Annotated in this window: 22 protein-coding genes; 17 read left to right on the top strand and 5 right to left on the bottom strand. The window is 40.8% G+C overall.

Annotated features, from left to right (window positions below):
* Positions 1-71: 71 nt before the first annotated feature.
* Together OCU78_RS11300 and OCU78_RS11295 are read right to left on the bottom strand one after the other, a co-directional pair.
* Positions 72-287: a VF530 family protein gene (locus OCU78_RS11300; RefSeq protein ID WP_137373469.1), complete on the bottom strand. Its 216-nt coding sequence runs from the start codon at positions 285-287 to the stop codon at positions 72-74.
* 44 nt (positions 288-331) lie between these two features.
* Positions 332-1,282 carry a LysR substrate-binding domain-containing protein gene (locus OCU78_RS11295; protein WP_137373470.1) on the bottom strand — a complete coding sequence of 317 codons (951 nt, stop codon included), beginning with the start codon at positions 1,280-1,282 and terminating at the stop codon, positions 332-334.
* A gap of 109 nt (positions 1,283-1,391) precedes the next feature.
* Between OCU78_RS11295 and OCU78_RS11290 the strand changes: the two genes are divergently transcribed.
* Positions 1,392-1,592 (top strand): DUF1127 domain-containing protein, encoded by a 201-nt coding sequence (locus OCU78_RS11290; RefSeq protein WP_240701737.1) that lies wholly within the window; start codon positions 1,392-1,394, stop codon positions 1,590-1,592.
* 120 nt (positions 1,593-1,712) lie between these two features.
* Here the strand turns inward: OCU78_RS11290 and OCU78_RS11285 are convergent, their stop codons facing one another.
* Together OCU78_RS11285 and OCU78_RS11280 are read right to left on the bottom strand one after the other, a co-directional pair.
* Complete coding sequence (locus OCU78_RS11285) at positions 1,713-3,401, bottom strand: AMP-binding protein (RefSeq protein WP_137373472.1); 1,689 nt, start codon at positions 3,399-3,401, stop codon at positions 1,713-1,715.
* Positions 3,402-3,584: 183 nt separating this feature from the next.
* Positions 3,585-4,325 carry a helix-turn-helix domain-containing protein gene (locus OCU78_RS11280; protein WP_137373473.1) on the bottom strand — a complete coding sequence of 247 codons (741 nt, stop codon included), beginning with the start codon at positions 4,323-4,325 and terminating at the stop codon, positions 3,585-3,587.
* Between the two features lie 172 nt (positions 4,326-4,497).
* Here OCU78_RS11280 and OCU78_RS11275 point away from each other — a divergent pair, with 172 nt between their 5' ends.
* From OCU78_RS11275 to OCU78_RS11205, 15 genes are all read left to right on the top strand, one after another.
* Positions 4,498-4,671: a Flp family type IVb pilin gene (locus OCU78_RS11275; protein WP_137373474.1), complete on the top strand. Its 174-nt coding sequence runs from the start codon at positions 4,498-4,500 to the stop codon at positions 4,669-4,671.
* Positions 4,672-4,744: 73 nt separating this feature from the next.
* Positions 4,745-4,906, top strand: coding sequence for a Flp family type IVb pilin (locus OCU78_RS11270; protein ID WP_167494035.1), 162 nt, complete (start codon positions 4,745-4,747; stop codon positions 4,904-4,906).
* A gap of 12 nt (positions 4,907-4,918) precedes the next feature.
* Entirely contained in the window at positions 4,919-5,428 is a 510-nt protein-coding gene (locus tag OCU78_RS11265; RefSeq protein WP_137373475.1) for an A24 family peptidase, read from the top strand.
* Between the two features lie 12 nt (positions 5,429-5,440).
* Complete coding sequence (locus OCU78_RS11260; protein ID WP_137373476.1) at positions 5,441-6,787, top strand: AAA family ATPase; 1,347 nt, start codon at positions 5,441-5,443, stop codon at positions 6,785-6,787.
* Positions 6,784-7,530 carry a Flp pilus assembly protein CpaB gene (cpaB, locus tag OCU78_RS11255; protein ID WP_137373477.1) on the top strand — a complete coding sequence of 249 codons (747 nt, stop codon included), beginning with the start codon at positions 6,784-6,786 and terminating at the stop codon, positions 7,528-7,530. The genes OCU78_RS11260 and cpaB overlap by 4 nt, the downstream gene beginning before the upstream one ends.
* A 26-nt stretch (positions 7,531-7,556) precedes the next feature.
* Positions 7,557-9,005 carry a type II and III secretion system protein family protein gene (locus OCU78_RS11250; protein WP_372264999.1) on the top strand — a complete coding sequence of 483 codons (1,449 nt, stop codon included), beginning with the start codon at positions 7,557-7,559 and terminating at the stop codon, positions 9,003-9,005.
* A gap of 8 nt (positions 9,006-9,013) precedes the next feature.
* The gene (locus OCU78_RS11245) at positions 9,014-9,277 is read left to right on the top strand and encodes a hypothetical protein (RefSeq protein WP_137373479.1); all 264 of its coding nucleotides are present in this window, start codon (positions 9,014-9,016) and stop codon (positions 9,275-9,277) included.
* 12 nt (positions 9,278-9,289) lie between these two features.
* Positions 9,290-10,513, top strand: a complete 1,224-nt coding sequence (locus OCU78_RS11240) for a pilus assembly protein TadG-related protein (protein ID WP_137373480.1) — start codon at positions 9,290-9,292, stop codon at positions 10,511-10,513.
* A gap of 1 nt (position 10,514) precedes the next feature.
* Positions 10,515-10,964 (top strand): TadE/TadG family type IV pilus assembly protein, encoded by a 450-nt coding sequence (locus OCU78_RS11235; protein ID WP_137373481.1) that lies wholly within the window; start codon positions 10,515-10,517, stop codon positions 10,962-10,964.
* Between the two features lie 13 nt (positions 10,965-10,977).
* Positions 10,978-11,472, top strand: coding sequence for a TadE/TadG family type IV pilus assembly protein (locus tag OCU78_RS11230; protein WP_240701738.1), 495 nt, complete (start codon positions 10,978-10,980; stop codon positions 11,470-11,472).
* A gap of 2 nt (positions 11,473-11,474) precedes the next feature.
* On the top strand, positions 11,475-12,689 hold the full coding sequence (locus tag OCU78_RS11225; protein WP_137373483.1) for an AAA family ATPase: 1,215 nt from the start codon (positions 11,475-11,477) through the stop codon (positions 12,687-12,689).
* Between the two features lie 33 nt (positions 12,690-12,722).
* Positions 12,723-14,189, top strand: coding sequence for a CpaF family protein (locus OCU78_RS11220; protein WP_137373484.1), 1,467 nt, complete (start codon positions 12,723-12,725; stop codon positions 14,187-14,189).
* 12 nt (positions 14,190-14,201) lie between these two features.
* A complete protein-coding gene (locus OCU78_RS11215; RefSeq protein ID WP_137373485.1) occupies positions 14,202-15,170 on the top strand; it encodes a type II secretion system F family protein in 969 nt (322 codons plus the stop codon).
* A 4-nt stretch (positions 15,171-15,174) separates the two neighbouring features.
* Positions 15,175-16,122: a type II secretion system F family protein gene (locus OCU78_RS11210; RefSeq protein WP_137373486.1), complete on the top strand. Its 948-nt coding sequence runs from the start codon at positions 15,175-15,177 to the stop codon at positions 16,120-16,122.
* Positions 16,123-16,130: 8 nt separating this feature from the next.
* On the top strand, positions 16,131-17,144 hold the full coding sequence (locus OCU78_RS11205) for a tetratricopeptide repeat protein (RefSeq protein WP_137373487.1): 1,014 nt from the start codon (positions 16,131-16,133) through the stop codon (positions 17,142-17,144).
* Positions 17,145-17,354: 210 nt separating this feature from the next.
* Here the strand turns inward: OCU78_RS11205 and chrA are convergent, their stop codons facing one another.
* The gene (gene chrA, locus OCU78_RS11200; RefSeq protein ID WP_137373488.1) at positions 17,355-18,497 is read right to left on the bottom strand and encodes a chromate efflux transporter; all 1,143 of its coding nucleotides are present in this window, start codon (positions 18,495-18,497) and stop codon (positions 17,355-17,357) included.
* 115 nt (positions 18,498-18,612) lie between these two features.
* On the opposite strand from chrA, the gene OCU78_RS11195 reads away from it, so the two are divergent.
* Positions 18,613-19,539, top strand: coding sequence for a LysR family transcriptional regulator (locus OCU78_RS11195; protein ID WP_137373489.1), 927 nt, complete (start codon positions 18,613-18,615; stop codon positions 19,537-19,539).
* Positions 19,540-19,625 lie beyond the last annotated feature (86 nt).

The raw sequence follows: 19,625 nt of genomic DNA, 5'->3' as shown, positions 1-19,625 counted from the left end.
TGTGTTTAGCTGTTTAGCTGTTTAGCTGTTTAGCTGTTTAGCTGTTTAGCTGTTTAGCTGTTTAGCGAAAGCTAGCTTTGCTTTAACTGCACGTAGATATTTTCTACTTTAGTACGTGCCCAGTCTGTTTTTCTTAAAAACTTCAAACTAGATTTAACGCTTGGATCTTTCTTGAAACAGTTTATGTTGACCATATAGCTTAATTCTTCCCAGCCATAATGCTCCACGAGCTCAGTTAGTAGTTTCTCTAAAGTGATGCCATGCAGTGGGTTGTTCGCTTGTGCCATTATTCTATCTCATCTGTAATTATCAGCGCATTATAGCAGCTAGTTTACTTCTCTTGTTCCCATTTTAAGGTGTAGTCGGAGTCTATAATTTCTAAGTCATTAAGATTTTGATTTTGAAATTCTTTAACTTGTTCATTAATCCACAATTGGAAATCTTGAACTTTCTTTCGCTTAAAATAGCCCTTTGGTGCACATAAGAAGTACTTATATTTGGGTTTCATTGCTTTATTTCCGATTCGGACCAGCTTGCCTTCTTCAATATATCGCCGAGCTAAACTGTGTTTGACCAGTGCTACTCCTTGTACAGACAAAGCGCCTTCTAGTACAAAATGTGAACCGTCATACTTAATACTGGATTGCTTACCTACTTTGCTGAAGGTTGTTAGCCAGTGCTCCCAATCCATATCTGGCCATGAGTCTTCAATTAGTTCTGCCCTTGAGAGGTCTTCAATATCATAGATCTTGTGCTTTTCTTGATAAATAGGATGACAAACAGGGTAGATAATTTCTTCCATCAAGAGAGTTGACTCTAAATTAGGGTACTTTCCTTGCCCGTAACGGATACATAAATCGACAGACGAGTCTTCAAAAGTGACTAGCCTGTTTGTTGGCTCTATCAGCAAAGATAAGCTAGGGAATGTTTCTCTGAATTGATTGACTCTTGGTACTAGCCAGTTTTGAGCAAAAGATGGCAAAGTCGAAATAGATAACCGATTTGGATCGGGGTCCTGATTAATTTGTCTGACACCATCTTGAATATGAGCAAAGCCTTTTTTGGCTTGTGTAAACAAGATCTGCCCTTCAGAAGTGAGCACAACTTTTCGGTGCTGTCTGATAAATAAGGAAGTGCCTAAGAATTCTTCCAGTACACGAATTTGTTGGCTTACGGCTGCTGACGTGACAAATAAGTTTTCGGCTGCGAGTTTAAAGCTTCCAAATTGAGCTGCCTTATAGAAGTAGTACAAGCCTTGTAGCGGGGGCATTTTATCTTTCACATTAGAATACCTTAACTGTATGGCGATATTAATCGTTTGTTAGAAATACGAACTTGTTCGATTATTAATCACGAAAAGAGAATCGACAAGAGGTATTTGGACCATGGAAATGACAACGAAAAGAAACGCAGATTTATTACAACCTTTCTCTGCAACTTTGGTTAAGAAATTCTATACTTACTTTTTAAAATGGAGACAGAATTCAAGGACTCGCAAAGCTCTTTCAGAATTACCCGATTACTTACTGGAAGATATTGGAGTGACTAAGCTTGAGGCGAACAAAGAATCGTCAAGACTATTTTGGGACTAGTGCTTATGAAAGGAGAAGCGTTGGATGTTACAAATTAGTGTATTAAAAAAAGGGAGCTTTAGGCTCCCTTTCTGTTTTTATTAGAAGGATTGTATTCAGGTGATAGGGTTACTCTGAACTTTATTCTTCCCAAACAACCAATTTATCACTCGGCCAGTTGTGCCCAATTTCATGGTATTTTTGCTCAAGGACATGTCGTTTAATTTTTAATGTAGGAGTAAGAACACCGTTCTCAATACTCCATGGGTCTTTTATCATTAAGACGCCTTTAATTTTTTCATGAGAGGCTAATTGCGCATTCATTTTTTCGATTACGCGTTTAGTGGTTCTCTCATAGCGGTCTTTATCAAAATTCGGAAAGTCATGAGGGACGACAAGTAAAATAGGACCTGGAAGACCTAAACCAATTAAACACATCATTTCAACACGGCTGTATTCAAATAGCTTATTCTCAATCGGTACGGGAGCAACAAATTTCCCTTTAGCGGTTTTAAAGGTATCTTTCTTACGACCTCTAATGGTTAAGTAGCCTTCACTATCAAGTGAACCAATGTCACCCGTATGAAGCCATCCTTCAGCGTTAAAGGCTTCTTGTGTCGCAATATCATTCTTATAATAGCCAGAGAATAACCCCTCACCTCGGACTAAAATTTCATCATCTTCAGGAGCTATTTTTAGCTCTATTCCTGGTCCAGCATTACCTACAGATCCAATTTTGTCGGCTCTGAATGGGTAGTTGAGCGTGCTATAAGCGAATGATTCGGTCATTCCCCAAGCTTCAGTAATGTGTAAACCAACGCTTTCATACCACTCAAGTAAAGCTGGTGGTACAGCAGCTGACCCACATCCTAAAACGCGAGCTTGATCTAACCCTAAACCGTCAGCGAGCTTTTTCTTAATGATTCCATTTACAAACGGAATCTTCAGTAAGAAATTGAGCTTCTTCTGCGGGAGTTTATCTTGGATTCTTTGTTGAAATAGCGTCCATAAACGCGGCACTGAGATAAACAGTGTTGGTCGTTGCATTTTCACATCATCGATAAAAGTATCTAGTGACTCTGGGAAAGCTGTTTGTACGCCACCCACAATGGATGAACCAAAGATGTAAACACGTTCAGTTATATGAGCAAGTGGAAGATAGGAAAAGAGTCGATCGTTTTTCTCTATACCAATATGATCAATTAACCTTTGGACAGACCAACAGAATGAACCATAAGTGAGCATTGCGCCTTTAGGTAGACCAGAGGTGCCAGAAGTATATACGAGCGACATGAGTTTATCGTCGTAATGTTCAGGGCGTTTCTCTGTTGGACTGTTTTGGCTGATGAGGTCATCAAATGTGTGAGTGCATTGTGCAGCCGTATCATAAGGTAATGAAATGCTGATTAAGCTCGGGTTGTCATCTAAAACTTTTTGAGTAGCGGCTGGGTCATCTAGCTTACCAGTGATAACGATTTTGCTTTCACTATGTGTAATACAGTATTCAATGGTATCAGCGCCGGCTGTAGGGAAAATTGGTACGCTGACAAAGTCGCCCAGCATCATGGCTAAATCGCAAATAAACCATTCAGCACAGTTTTTTGAAACCAGCGCGACTCTATCACCAGGCTTTGCACCTAAGTTTTCAAGTGCACTGGCAAGACGAAGTGCTTTATCGGCAACCTCGTGGTAAGTAAATTCAACGAATTGTCGATTAATTATCTGTCTTAAGTAAACCTCATTTGGGCGTTCCTCTGCCCATTTTAAGATCATTTCGTTTGGTGGCGGGAGAGCGCAGGTTGGTTTGCTTAACTCGTTAGGTTGGATCATTCTCTAACTCCGTGTTATTGGCAATCTAGCTTATTATTTTTATGATAGCTTATTGATTTATGATAGCTTATTTTTCTTGTTAAATACTTGTTAACTTTATCATGCCTTTTTACAGAGTTAAAACATAAGCAGTATAAGTGTGATTTGAACGCGAGTAGGTTGGTTCGAGATTTTGTAAGCAAGTTAGTGAACGTGTCTAAAAGCACAAGGAGTCATCCCTGTCTTCTTTTTAAAGATTCGAGAAAAGTACGATACATCGCTGTAACCGCATTGATAAGCAATAAAAGCAACTTTTGAGGAGCGATCGCTTATTAACATAGACTTGGCTTGATTAATCCTTTTGTTGCATAGGTAATCACGGAAGCTAATACCGATAGATTTATGAAATATTTTAGAGAAATAGGTGACAGAATAGTGGCACTTCTCCGCAATATCTTCCTCTCGAATAGTGTCAGAAAGGTTATTCTCGATATATCGCAATGTATTGATAAGTTCTTTATTCACACTCTTTTTTAGAATAAGTGGCTCTAAATGCTTATTTTCTAAGTACTCGTGATTCATAGAGAAGCTTAATTTCACTTTTGAAGCTAACTCATCTATCCAGTTATCGAACCCTTCAGTATTTATGTTGTAACTGTCATATATAGAATGATGATTTGGTGTTCTTCTTTCAATATCACTTTTATTTATAATTATTAGATTCTTAGCAAGATTATTACTTATCACTAAAGCTGAATTTAGAAGGTCTTGATTACTTCCGTAGTCATAACAAAAAAAACAAAAACTCACCTCACTGTCGCTAAGAATAGAAATATCTTTTCCATGCTCAATAATATTGAATCTATCTGATATTTCAGATGATATTTCTATCATTAAGCTGTTGAGGGGTGCACCAATCCAGTGACCAATATGTGTGGCTTCCATAAATCACGCTCGTGTTTAATAAACTTTAAGATTACATCCTTGTATATTTATAGATTAGAAGAGTGACAAGAAAGTGCAAGAAGAAGATAAGAAAGTCCTAACGACTCTTGAAAGTTGTACCTAAGTTTAATAGGCACTTAGGCATAAGTTGCATTTGGAAGGAGACCAAATTATGAATAACTTTATTAATAATTGTAAAGCATTTATGAAAGACGAAGAGGGGCTAACAGTAGTTGAATACGTAGTTGGTGCAGGGCTATTGGTTGCTGGACTTACTGGTATCTTCACTACTTTCAGTAGCACACTAACTACTGAGCTAGGTAGTATATTCTCATCCGGTAGTTAGGAATGATAATTGGTTATCGAATGTTTAGAGCTTGTTTAATTATAAGCAAGCTCAGCATTTATGAGGTTTAGATATGTTTAATCAATTTGAAAAAATTAAAGATTTTATTGATGATGAATCCGGACTTACGGTTGTTGAATATGTTGTAGGTGCTGGGCTGATTGTTATTGGTTTTGCTGGGTTGTTTATTGCATTTAGAGATATATTAACAGCTAACTTTTCCACTTTATTTTAATAGTGGGTGGATATGGACATTATTATCTGGGGATTGTTTTTTATTATTGCTGTTTTTGATGCTCGAGATAATAGAATACCCAATAAGTTGCTTATTTCAATAATAGTAGTGGTAACTATAAATAGTATTATATTTACTCATTCTGTATCAATGATGCACTCCCTTTTAGGGGGGGGAGTATTGTTTTCTATAGGGTTATTGCTTTTTTTCGTTAAAGCTATGGCTCCTGGGGATGTGAAATTACTTGGTGTAGTTGGCTATTATATTGGTTTTTGGAATATCCCGAGCTTTACGTTCTATACACTTATTTCGGGTGCAATAGTTGGCTCTTTATATAGTTTACAGGTTCTTGCAGATAACCCTAATCAATTTAAATTACTGGTTAATAGATACTCAACAGTATTTTTATATGGGAAAGGATCAGAAGACCTAATAACTAATACTGAACCCTCAAAAAAACTGAGAATGCCATTTGGGCCTGTTGTTGTTATAGGGCTTGCGTTATATAGCTATTTCCAATAAGGCGAAACCTCTATGGAAATGAATAAAGAAGCTAAACATAGAGACATATTGGTACCGCAAGCGAGTGCTCCGGCCGTACCCACTTCTCTTGATAGCCTAAAAATTCCCTCAGCTGTTGTTGAAAATCTACTTATAAAGCAGTTAGCTGCCTATCCTAAATCGGATGTTTTGACGTTAACTCGGTTAATGGGGATTAACAGCCATATCATTGAAGACTTAATTGCAGGTCTTAGAAAGAAATCCTTAGTAGAAGTGTTTCAAGCATCAACAGCTCAATTTGGGAGCGATAAAAGTAATAACGTTCGCTATGCGCTATCTGAAACCGGGATGTCCGAGGCGGATGTTGCTTTTAATAAAGACGCTTATTTAGGACCTTGCCCTGTTTCAATGCAAGATTATAACCAAATGGTTGAAGCTCAAGACGTACGAGCAAAACTAGTAAGAAGAGACGATGTGTCTTTTGCTCTGCAAGATGTGCTGGGAGCCGATCGTATGGTCTCAGTTTTAGGACCTGCCATTAACTCTGGTCGAGCTCTTCTGCTGTATGGTGATGCCGGAACGGGTAAAACTTATGTAGCCACACGTTTACTTAATTCTTTAAATACATCTGTTTATATTCCTTATTCGGTGTTTGCAGCGGGCAACATCATCAAAGTGTTCACTCCACAACATCATAAGCGGGTGGATGAAAATCACCAATCTCAAACGATTCTGTTTAAAGAGCAATACGACAGACGTTGGACCTTATGTGAAAGACCTAGTATTCAAGTCGGTGGTGAGTTAACTATGGACATGCTCGAAGTGAATCATACCGAGCATAACCGTGTATGGATGGCTCCTCTGCAAATGATGGCGAATAACGGTATTTTCATTATTGATGACTTGGGCAGACAACCTATGCCTGTCGATACGCTCTTAAATCGCTGGATTGTTCCTATGGAGTATTTTTACGACTACTTGTCATTACCCAATGGACAGCAAATCTCTATCCCCTTCATTTTAACAATCGCATTTTCAACAAACTTAAGCCCAGAAACGATCGCAGACCCTGCTTTCTTGCGACGTCTTGGTTACAAAATTCAATTCCAACCTCTGCTCGAAGAGGAATACCGAGAATTGTGGCACATCATGGCATCAAACAAGTCACTCGTACTTGATGAAGCTTTATTCGACACATTATTGAACCTACACCGTCAACACTCCGTTGGGTTTTACCCATGTTTACCCAAAGATCTTGTCGGGATAAGCCGAGATATTATCGCCTTTGAAGAGGTCGAGCCTGTGATCTCTTCTGCTGTATTGGAAAGATCTTGGGAAGTGTACTTCACAGCAGACGGTAAGGGAGGGGGAGAACGATGAGTAGAAATCAAATCATCCTATTGTTTTTATTATCTATTCTATTTGGTTTGGCAGCGGTTTTCTTTGCAAAGCAATGGATGGATAGCCAATTACAACCTCAAGTAGAAGTAGAGGTGGTAGAAAGAGAGCCTGTCATCATTGCCGCCCAAGAAATTGCAGCAGGCAGTGTGATAGAAGAGCAGCATCTTACGACCAAATTACTAGAAAAAAGTTGGAGAAGTGAAGACCAATTTACTTCTGCTGAAGAACTACTTGGTCAGGTTGTCGCGACATCCATATACCAAGGTGAGATTGTTAGCCGTATTCGATTAACGACTCCTGGAGAGGGCTCAACACTTGCCTCTTTGATTCCTGAAAATAAACGAGCCGTCACTATTCGGGTAAATGATGTGATTGGGGTGGCTGGGTTCCTATTGCCGGGTAATAAAGTCGATATTCTCAATACGATTAGTTATGGGCAGGGGTCTGCAACGACTAAAACAGTACTAAAAGAAATAAAAGTATTAGCGGTCGACCAAACGGCAAAAACTAAAGAAAACAAGCCAGTTATTGTACGAGCGGTGACGTTAGAAGTGACCCCTAGAGAAGCAGAGAAACTGCTGTCTGCAAAAAGTAAGGGGCAAATACAGTTAACACTTAGAAATCCACACGAACCAGAAGAAAAAGTTGTGAAGCGCTACGTAGCTCCGCAGGTAACGATAATCAAAGGAACGCAATCTTCCAATGTTCGAGTTAGGGATTGAGGTGATGTATGAAAATAATAATAGCAATGGTATGCACATGGGTTATCTGTAGCTTTTCAGTTTTAGCTTCAACTCAAACGGGGAAAGTCGTTAAAGTTCCTCATCATAAATCGACTCATGTTGAGCTTTCTGGCAAAGCGAAAAGGGTGTCACTGGGTGACCCTGAAGTGCTTGATATTGTGATGCTTAAATCCGATGAACTGTTTTTAATCGGTAAAAAGTTAGGCTCGACTAACTTAATGGCATGGGATAGCCGTGGGCGATTGATTGAATCGATTAATATAGAAGTCACCCATGATCTTAATAGCCTAAAAGCAAAGTTGTATGAATTTCTTCCGGATGAAACGGTGCAAGTTCATAGTGCCCAAAATCGCTTAATCTTGAGTGGTCAAATTAGTTCTCAAGAGAAAATGAATGTGGCGTTGAGGGTCGCGGAAACGTATTCAGGTGGTCAAGAAGTTGATGAAGCTGAAGAGTCAGCAAGCGCGCAGGTAGAAAAAACAGGGATCATAAACCTAATGTCTATTGGTGGGGCGCAGCAAGTTATGCTTGAAGTGACGGTAGCGGAAGTTCAACGCAGTTTAGTACGACGCTTTGATGCCAATTTTCACTTCTTAGAGAGTAATGGGAACTTCTCTTGGGGGGCAACATCAGGGGGCGGAATTATTGATGATATTGGCGGCAGTATCGGACCAATATTTAATGCGCCAAGTATTGATTCGACTGGTTTACTCGGCACTTTCATTGATGGGGATACCTTGTTTACTTTCGCATTAGATATTGCGAAAACCAATGGGGTAGCCAAAGTTTTAGCTGAACCAAATTTAACCGCATTAAGTGGCGCAAAAGCTGAATTTTTAGCTGGGGGAGAATTCCCTATTCCGGTACCCAATGAAGATGGGATCACCATTGAATATAAAGAATATGGTGTTGGGCTTAAGTTTATCCCTACGGTGCTAAGTGATAAGAAAATCAATCTGAATTTAGCGGTCGATGTGAGTGAAATAGCGAGTGCAAGCAGCTTAACGTTAAATCCAAATGGTTCGAACGGGACGTATTTTATTCCACCTATCACCCGTCGTAGTGCGTCTTCCACCCTAGAACTTGCAGATGGTCAGACTATTGGTATCGCAGGTCTACTTAGCGAGAATGTGCGTGACTCAATCAGTAAAATGCCGGGCTTTGGTGATATTCCTGTTCTGGGGCAACTATTCAATAGCCAAGAGTATATTTCTGGTGAAACTGAATTGGTTATTTTGGTGACTCCACGTCTTGCCCGTCCTGTTGATCGTAACGATATTTCGCTTCCAACTGACTCATTTGTAGAGCCAACAGACTTAAAATATTACTTATTAGGTCAGGGTGCATACATTGACTCTTCATCTGCTAATCGCACATCCAAAAAACCTCAAGATGAACAATTTTTGGAAAATTCCAGTGGTGGTTCTGAGGGATCTTTTGGGCATAGTTTATAAGGATATTTATGATGAATGTACGAATTACAGCAGTCATTTTAGGATTATCAACCATACTTATAGGGTGTGCTAATGATGCGCCTTTAGGGAGTCACGTCGCAAAGCTTAGAGTGGCTCAAACCTACGACCCAAATGCGACACAAGATAATTTAGGCATAGTGCCAGATGGTAATGGGGAAAGAACGGAAGGGGCTTACCAAGCGTACACTGGGAAAGAAAGTAGTTCATTGCAAGGGAGTAGTGAAAGCCAAGTTTTAGAAGGCTTTAACTAGTTAGGTGGTTATATGTTACATGGATATCGAGCTGATTTACGTTTTTCTAAATCAATGAAAAATAAACAAAAGGGTATCGTACTGGTCCTTATGACCGCTGCGCTTTTGTTATTGATTGTTGCCGCAGCCTTTGCCATTGATGTGAACCATTACCGCTTAAACCTAACACGTTTACAAAATGCGGTTGATTCAGCCGCCCTGGCCGCCGCCGATGAAGCTAATTTTGGAGGAAGTGAAACCTCAGCGACTACCGCTGCTAATAACCTGTTAAGTGCAATAACGAACGCCAGTGGTAACTCCGAAATGGACATGTCCAACGCAACGGTTGAGGTCCAATTTTCAAATGATCCGCTGACATTTCCTGATAACAGCTTTGATATTGATTTAGATGTGTATGCGCGTGTTTTAGTGACAGGAATGGATCTGGATGAATACCTGATTGACACAATGGGCATGGAAAAGTTGGTTACAGCCAGTGCAGTTGCAGGCCCTAGCTCAGCGCTGAATACTGTCAATATTGTGCCTATTGGAGTGTGTACCGGTGATGAATCCACCGGTGTGTTTGGTTACACACCAGGAGAGGTATATGCCTTAAAAGTAGGGGACTCTTCTGTAAGTTTAATGGGAAGCGGTAACTATCATTTACTCGATTTTGGCTCAGGGGCAAGCACGGTTAGGAAAGGGCTCGCTGGAGCATACACCCAATCGGTTTCTATTGGAGATACTGTTATCACCAAGCCTGGAGCATCAACAGGTCCAACTGCACAAGGTATCAACACTCGCCTTGGCGTATATAAAGGTGGGTTAAGTGACAGCGATTACCCACCAGATCTTGTTACGGAACAACCTTCAGACGAAGCCGAATTAGATAGCGATGGAGACGTGGTCTATAACGACACCTATGACTATGCTGAGTATAAAGAACAGACGGAAGATTGTTTAAGTGGCGTGGGTTCTGATTGTGAGACCGATGGTGTCGCATGGCGAAGAATGCTAACGCTGCCTATGCTCAACTGCACAGGGCAATCTGGCGGGGTTTCATCTTTTGTTGTTGAAGATATTGGTTGTTTCTTTTTCCTTCAACAAGCACCCAATAATAACTCTGGTGGACAAACGGTATTTGGTGAATTTGTTGAATCTTGCGCGTCATCCAATGGTGGCTTAGGGCTTGTACCGAGTGCCGATGGTGCATTTCGAATTGTACTTTATAACGACCCCTTGAGAGAGGAGTCTTGATATGAAGAATATGAAAAGTTGTTTACAGCAGCAAAAAGGGCTAGCCGCCATAGAGGTTACTCTGACATTACCAGTGTTGCTGATATTGCTCATGAGCATTTCTGAAATAGGAAATATGTTCACTCAGTACAATAACTTAACGAAAGTGGTACAAAGCGGATCTCGATTTGCAGTGACTCAATCTTATGGAACTGCTGGGGTAACTTGTACCGATATTACCGACAAGCTTAGTGATATTCGTAACGTTGTCGTTTATGGCGATATTGATGGTGGGCAGACCTCCGCATTAGAGTCGATGCAGGTCTCTGATGTTAGTGTTTCTTGCTCAAGCTCAGGGCTTGTTACGGTGGCCGCCAATTATTCATACACACCTAAAATGGCTGAAAAAATACCTTTTACGGATTTTTCTTTAACCTTTCCAATGAGTGCATCTTCGATAAATCATTTCTAGAAGGAGATGGATTGTGGCTAAACGGATAAATAAAAAACAGAAAGGTTTAGCTATTGTGGAGTTTTCTATCGTGGCGACATTTCTACTGTTGCTTCTTTTGGGGATTGTTTCGATAGGTTATTACATGTACTCAGTGCAAACGCTTAATGATATGACAAGGAAAGCAGCAAGGTTAGCAAGCGTCTGTAATACTTCTAATGTAAGCCAACAAGAAATTTTCGATATTGTCATTGATGATAACGCTCCCGTCGGCTTTACATCCGCTAACTTAGTTGTCGAATATCTTGATGAAGATAGTGATGTCACTGCTGTATTTGCCGATATTCGATATGTTCGAGCTCGAATACATAACTATGACTACCAGTTCACATCTTTATTGAATTTCATTGGGAATGACGGAGAAGTAACGGTTTCTGCATTTGAAACCACCCTACCTTCAGAAAGCTTGGGGGTGATTAGACCAAATAAAAATGATAACGATGGTAGCAATTTTGACTGTGGGGGATAGTGATGGGAGAAGCAGTGAAGTTAACTCGAAACGACGACAGTGCAATTAGACTAAAAACAAACCTGCACATTTGGGTTTTGTATTCTAATGACCGTTTTAAATTACATATGAGCCATGAACTGTCTCAATGTCGAAGTATCACTTTCGATACGATTTCAATGCATGCCCTTGATGTCGAATCTCTTAAATCACATACCCCACCGGATATTATCTTTGTAGAAACAGGACCTAATTGGGCGCAGAAAATAGTGTCACTTCAAGAATACGAAGCGCCAAGTGATGACTTTGAGGCATCCCTGATTGTATTTGGAAATGAATCAGATAATGGGGCACTTAAGATAGCATTAAGAATTGGTGCGGCTGACTTTATTTCTGACAAAGCGACGCTTGATGAGTTTACTCCGCTACTAAAAGGGGTGGCAGAAGAAAAGGTATCAAATAGAGATCTTGGTGAGCTATTTGTTTTCTTGAATAGTAAGGGCGGGTGTGGAGCATCGACTCTTGCGCTGAATACCGCGCTGCAAATAGCGCTTGAACATAAGAACGAAGTGCTTTTGTTAGATTTAGACCTACAGTTTGGTGTGATACCTGATTATTTAAATATCTCACCGAAGTATAGCCTTTCAGACGCTATCTCTAGTGTCAGCGATTTAGATGAAGAATCACTAGATTCAATGGTGACTAAGCACTCATCGGGGCTACATGTACTAAACTTTCAGCATGAAAACAGTAATGACGATTACGATAAAGCTAAAAATATAGGCAAGCTACTGCCAGTGCTTAGAGAGTTTTATCCTTACATTATTGTGGATTTATCTCGAGGTATAGATCGCATGTTCTCATCGGTTTTGTCTCCTGCTACAAAAGTGTATTTGGTATCACAACAAAACTTAGTCGCGATTAAAAACACCACTCGAATTTCTAAGTCACTGACTTTTGAATTTGGCCTATCAAGAGAACAAGTTGAGTTGATTATTAACCGTTATGAGAAGCGTCAGTCGATCAAAATAAAAGATATTGAACAAACCGTTTCAGGGGTGGTGATTCATATCATCCCGAACGATTTTAAAGTGGCGATAGAAAGTGCGAATTTAGGTAAGCCTTTTATCGAATCAAGAAAGAGCAGTTCGATTTCGCGATCCGTTATTGAGTTTTCCCACACCATAGCCGCTCCTGGGGATAATAAAAAAGGTTGGTTTAAGCGCCTATTTTCTTAGGGCTTCTTAGGTCAGCGAATAAAGGGAATGAGTATGTTTTTTAAAAGAAAGAATGTGAATTCAGAATTTCAAAACAACGTAGTCGAAGAAGAGCAGGAAGCATCATCACCTAATGAAAGTGGTCTAGGTCGATCGGCATCGGATGACTCTGGAACTGAAAACCGAATAGAAAAAAAACTTCGAGCTGCTGAAGAAAAAGATAAAGAGATCGAAGAGTCGCGTAAGGTTTTAGAGCAAGAGCTGGAAATTAAGCATTATTATCATCAGCGCTTACTTGAAACGTTGGACTTAGGCTTACTGTCTAGCTTAGATCAAGACCGAGCTAAACAAGATTTACACGAAGCGATCATTCAAATCATGGCAGATGATCAATCACACCCAATGAGTGCTGAAGGGCGAAAACGCGTCGTCCGCCAAATTGAAGATGAAGTCTTTGGCTTAGGACCTCTCGAACCGCTTCTTAATGATAAAACGGTTTCGGATATTCTAGTGAATGGTCCGAAAAGTGTATTTGTGGAACGCCGCGGAAAACTAGAGAAAACACCGTATACCTTTCTTGATGACAGGCACTTAAGAAATATTTTAGACCGCATAGTGAGCCAAGTGGGTCGTCGTATAGATGAAGCCTCACCCATGGTAGATGCTCGTCTCATGGATGGTTCAAGGGTTAATGCCATAATCCCACCTTTAGCATTAGATGGTCCTTCATTATCAATTCGTCGTTTCGCGGTAGATAAACTGACTATGGATAACCTGTTAGGTTTTAATTCCATCTCTCCTGAAATGGCAAAGTTTGTCGAAGCCGCCGTTAAAGGTGAACTGAATATCTTGATTTCCGGTGGTACAGGGTCTGGAAAAACCACCACCTTGAATATTTTCTCAGGTTTTATTCCAAGTGATGACCGCATTATTACCATTGAAGATTCTGCTGAATTGCAATTGCAACAGCCTCACGTAGTGCGTTTAGAAACTCGCCCCGCCAACCTTGAAGGTAAGGGCGAAATATCCCAAAGAGAACTGGTTAAAAACTCTTTACGTATGCGACCTGACCGAGTGGTCTTAGGAGAGGTGCGTGGCAGTGAAGCGGTAGATATGCTGGCGGCGATGAACACGGGTCACGATGGTTCATTAGCGACCATTCATGCCAATACCCCACGAGATGCTTTAAGCCGTGTTGAGAACATGTTCTCAATGGCTGGGTGGAGCATTTCAGCTAAAAACTTACGCTCACAAATTGCTTCGGCTATTCACCTTGTTGTTCAAATGGAACGTCAAGAAGACGGTAAGCGCCGAATGGTGAGTATTCAAGAAATAAATGGCATGGAAGGGGAGATCATTACCATGTCTGAAATATTCAAATTCCACCGTAAAGGCTTGGATGAAGACGGCAATATCATTGGATATTATACGGCAACAGGCGTTGTGCCAGCTTGCCATGACCAGCTTGCGAAAAGAGGGCTCGATCTTCCCTTTGAGCTATTCAATGAAAGTGTCGAGTAGGGAGATAAGACTATGGGTGATGACATTACGTATTTCTTGGTTTTACTCTTCTTTGCTGTGGTGTTTATTTCTCAGGCACTCATACTTCCTGCGGCTGGGAGTAAAGCAAGACACAAAGAGTTAGCGGCTAGGTTGAAGGAAACACAATCCAACTTAGATGATGAAAGCCGATCACTACTCCAAGAACATTACTTAAAAGGACTAAGCCCGCTTGATAGAAAGCTCGTGAGTGTAGAAGCTTTTTCCTCATTAAAGAAAATGATTGAGTTAGCGGGCTATGATTGGTCATTAAACCACACCCTTTCAGTCACAGGGTTGATCAGCCTCTGTACGGCGATTGTGTTATTGATTCTCGGGCAGTTTTGGTACGTGGCGCTTGCCGCGGCAGTGGGCATTTGGTTCATCATGTACTTTTCCCTTCAGAAGAAGATTGGAGACCGGCTTGCCATGTTTGAAGAGCAACTTCCGGATGCGCTCGATATTATCCGTAGGATGCTACAAGCCGGCCAGCCGGTGACTCAAGCGTTCAATGAGGTGGGTAATGAGATGCCAGATCCGATTGGTACTGAGTTTAAAAATACCTTCAATTTATTGAATTATGGCTATGACTTACGTTTAGCAATCATGCAAATGGCGGAGCGAACTCCGACGGTTTCGATGCTGGCTTTCTCAAGTGCTGTTCTTTTACAAAAAGAAACGGGGGGCAACTTGTCTGAAAATTTGGATAAGGTGTCTAAGGTATTAAGAGCTCGTTTTAAACTGACTCGGAAGATTAAAACTATTTCAGCTGAAAGCCGAATGTCAGCATGGATACTGGTGCTATCTCCGTTTGTTTTGTTTATTGGGTTATTGTTTATTAACCCTGAATATGTTGCTCCTCTGTATGAAGACCCCAGAGGTTTTACCATTGTTAGTGTTGGTATCGTAAGTTTGTTTATTGGTTCGATATGGATGCGCAATATCATAAACTTTGAGGTGTAACAGTATGGGTAGCCTTCTCAGTTTTTTTTCAGAAATACAATTTAATGAACAGACATTTTTTCTATTTGTCATCTTAATCGCAAGCATCTTAATCGTGATGAGTTTGGGGCTGTTTTTGATAGGCAGTAAATCTCCACTGAAGCAAAAATTAGAATCGCTTAGGGCTGGTGAAGTGTCTCATTCAAGAGCTAAGCGCCATGGTCGTTTAGATTCAACGTTAGAATCACTCGCGCCTATCGTGACCTCAAAAGATACCAAAGAGCGGGAAAGTATTCGGCACAAACTTATGCATGCTGGGTTTCATGACAGTAATGCTTTAACCATTTTTTATGCCGTGAAAGTTTTTTTCTTAGTGGTTGGTGTGGGTTGCGCAGCTTCTTTATACTTTTTTGCCCCTGACTTTAAGCACTTGAATCTATCTATGATAGGCAGTGTTGCTCTTGGCTTCTTTACACCTAACGCGATCCTTGAGCGTTACGTAGATAAAAGACAAAGGTTAGTACGTGGTGGGGTGCCTGATGCGCTCGATTTGCTGGTGGTTTGTACTGAATCAGGTCTTGGTTTCAATGCAGCTTTAAGAAGGGTTGCGGATGAATTAATGATCTCTCACCCTGATTTTGCTGATGAGCTTGATACGGTTTGCGGCAAGATCAAAGCGGGTGTTGAAATGTCGGATGCCTTTGAGGACTTAATTGAAAGAACGGGTGTGGTCGAGATTACTGGCTTGGTGAGTATGCTGTCTCATGCCTCACGTATAGGGGGCAGTTTGTCACAAACGTTACGTGATTATACGGAAGATTATCGAGATAAGAGAAACCAAGAAATCGAAGAAATTGCGGCGAAAATCCCAACGAAAATGATTTTCCCATTATTACTTTTCATTTGGCCCTGTTTCTTTATTGTCGCTATCGGGCCTGCCATGCTCACACTTACGAGCACGCTTGGAAACTAGGAGTCAGTATGAAACAACTATGGATAGTGTTAGTCACGGTGCTTTTTATCTCGGGGTGTGCGAGCGAACCTGAGCCAGAAAGTTTTGATAGCGTACTCTACGATGGTCGACCAATCGACACTCTTACCTCTGAGTTAGCTCCTCTTACTGAAAAAGAGGCGATTACCCGCGGTGATTTAGCGTTATCTAGCGGTAATACTGACTTGGCACTTTATGAATATATCCGATCTCTAGAGTTTGCAGATGCGAAGTATCAAGACCAGTCTCTTTATACCATAGGGAGAATTCATTACTCCCGCGGCAACTTCGCCTTGTCTGAGAAAGCGTATTTGATGTCTGTGGAATACAACCCAAACAACGCTAAAGTATTGGAACATTTAGGGGCAATGTACACCAAGCAAGGAAATATTGAGCAAGGGCGATCTTACTTTTTCCGTTCGGTGAATGCAGACCAGGTGCGTTTGAGTAATACCGATGTTTTTGACGGTGATGAGCTAACCGTTGCAGGTATTGATGATTTGCAAGTCGATAATTCATCCCCAGCTTTGGCTTATATGGGGCTTGGGGTTTTATACGACGTGGAAGCTAATCATGAAATAGCCAAAGCCTTTTTGCATAAAGCGTTAAAGATTAAGCCAGGCTCTGTAAAAGCATTAATCAATTTGGGCTACTCTTATTACATGAATGGTGAGTATAACGACGCTCAACGTTTTACCTTGGCCGCACTTGAAAAATCACCCAATAATGAAAATGCTCTGAATAATTTAGCGCTTATCTACTTAGGAAAAGGGGAGATTAAGCGGGCGATTAATGTATTTATGAGGCATATGGATGCTGCTGAGGCTTTGAATAATGTCGGTTACTTCTTGATTCTGCAGGGTAAGCCCGATAAGGCGATTCCTTACTTAGAACAAGCAATAGATAAAAAGCCTTCATATTACAAAGTGGCGAATGAGAACTTGGAAAGAGCGGTTGCAGAAGTGAGAGCGAATAAGCCGAAAGATACAGAACCCGAGTCTTAAGCTTCTTTCCACTCTATGTTTAATGCACGATGCTTAAAATACGTTTAATACTCTGTGTTTAATAAAAGAGCCTACTAAAATAGTAGGCTCTTTTTTGTTTGGGTATTATCTTTAAGCCCAAAGCCCAAAGCCCAAAGCCCAAAGCCCAAAGCCCAAAGCCCAAAGCCCAAAGCCCAAAGCCCAAACGCTACTCTGAGTGAGTAACGAGCTTTAAATCAAACCAATGAAAGCGCCTGATAATGCAAAGAAAGCCACTAAGTACACGATAGGTAATTTGAGCTGTTTCAGTAAGTAAATACCCGTGATCACAAGTGCTATGTCGATAGCACTAAAAATAGCACTGGTAAATACAGGGATATACAGCGCAGCTAATAGTAATCCCACAACTGAAGCATTGACCCCAACCAGAGCTCCTGCAATTTTTGGTTGGCTTGCCAATGCTTGCCAGTTTTTAAGTACGCCAAGTAGTAATAAAAAGCCCGGTAAAAATACTGCGATGGTCGCTAAGAACGCTCCTGTTAATGGTGCACTAGGAAGCATCTCATAACCGACATAGGTTGCCAGTGTGAACATTGGACCCGGTACGGCTTGTGCTGCCGCATAGCCTGTTAAAAATGCATCTTGGCTAACCGTATCGCCAACAATATTTTGCAGTAATGGAAGAACCACATGACCGCCACCGAATACTAAGCTGCCAGCTTGATAAAAATCAGAGAACAATTGAACAGAGTCACTTAAAGATGCCGCAACAGGTAATCCAATCAGTAAAGAGATAAAAATAATGAGAGGAGTGAATGACAATTCAGACGTTTTAAATGGCTTTGCTTCTCCTTTTTTTAGGTAATAGCTACCTAATAGAGCAGCGAAGATCAACACACCAATTTGAGTCATGATGCTCGGGGCAACAAGCAGTGCAATAGCTGTAAATACACATAACCCGACGGTAAGTTTGTCTTTGCAAAAATTCTTGTACATCCCCCAACAAGCGTCGGCAACCACGACAACGGCTAACAACTTTAGGCCGTGAATAATGCTTTGAAAGAGTGATGATTCAGTGAACTGGCTACTTAGTACGGCAAGTAGCAGCATGAGAATAACAGAAGGTAGAGTGAACCCGACAAAAGCAGATACCGCTCCTAACAGCCCTCCTTTTTTGTAACCCACAGCAAAACCAACTTGGCTTGACCCCGGACCTGGCAGAAATTGACTTAAAGCGACAATCTGCGCGTATTCTTCATCACTCAGCCATTTACGCTTTTCCACGAAAGCATTTCTAAAATAGCCAATATGTGCGGCAGGTCCGCCAAAGCTTACCCAACCTAATAAAAAGAAGGTTTTGAATATAGAGAACATCTTTGTTTACTCAGTGATGGTTTATGATCGTCGCTAGAATAAAAAATGAATTATAATGATTCAAATCGATAGTTTTAATTTTAACTATGAATAAAATTGATTGGGTGGATCTGGTGTGAATGAGTTCAATTGGAAAAGTATTGATTTAAACCTGTTAGTCGCTTTTATGGCTTTGTATGAAACTGGAAGCGTGACAGGAGCGGCTGAAAGAGTTTTTGTGAGTCAGTCTGCTATGAGCCACAGCTTAGCGAAATTAAGAGAGCTCATGGGAGACCGATTATTCGAAAGAAAAGGTCATAAAATGCAACCAACTGAAAGAGCCGACCAGATTGCCCCCATCATTCAAAAGTCTCTTACTCAGTTACAAATGAGCGTATTTACGACCGAAGAGTTTAACCCAACGCATTATCAAGGAACCTGCAAAATTGGACTAACTGATTATGCAGAATTGATCTTCGCACCAATCCTTTTTGACGCCATTTCTCAAGTTGCCCCTCAGTCTCGGGTGAGCTTTGTGCATGCTAACCGACATAATTACCAACAGCTGTTAACTGAAGAAAATGTCGATGTGATGATAGGAAGCTTCCCTGCTTTGGATTCCTCTTTATCCGCTGAGAAAATTTATACTGAAAAACACGTATGCATGTTCGATCCAACAAAAGTCAGTTTGTCTTCTCCATTTCGTGTTGAAGAATTTGTTCAGTATCCTCATGCCTTGGTGAGTCCCGATGGGCATTTGAAAACACAAGTGGATGAAATGGTAGGGGAGTTAGGTTTAAGTCGAAGAGTGGCGGTAGCATCGCGAAACTTTCTCACTATTCGGCACTTAATTGCTGGCAGGGCGTTGTTATGTATTGTTCCTGAACTCATGGCAAAAATAGACTTAGGTGAAACTCACCTATCGTCTGTTGAGCCGCCATTACCTATCGCCGATTTTGATATTTCGCTTATTTACCGTAAAGGTGTGGCTCATACCGAGAAAAACCAGTGGTTAAGGGCGTTAGTGCATGACTCTATCTCAAGCTTTGTTGAACAGCCGTGATGCCTGGCTAACCGTGATATTTTGTTAAGCATGAGACTTAGTTAAACGTGAGATTTAATCACCGTTTTCTAGATATCAAAATTTTT

The organism is Vibrio gallaecicus (genome assembly GCF_024347495.1).
GTDB classification, from domain to species: Bacteria; Pseudomonadota; Gammaproteobacteria; order Enterobacterales; family Vibrionaceae; genus Vibrio; species Vibrio gallaecicus.
The sequence above is the reverse complement of the archived record's forward strand: the minus strand, read 5'-3'. Positions and strand labels throughout refer to the sequence as shown.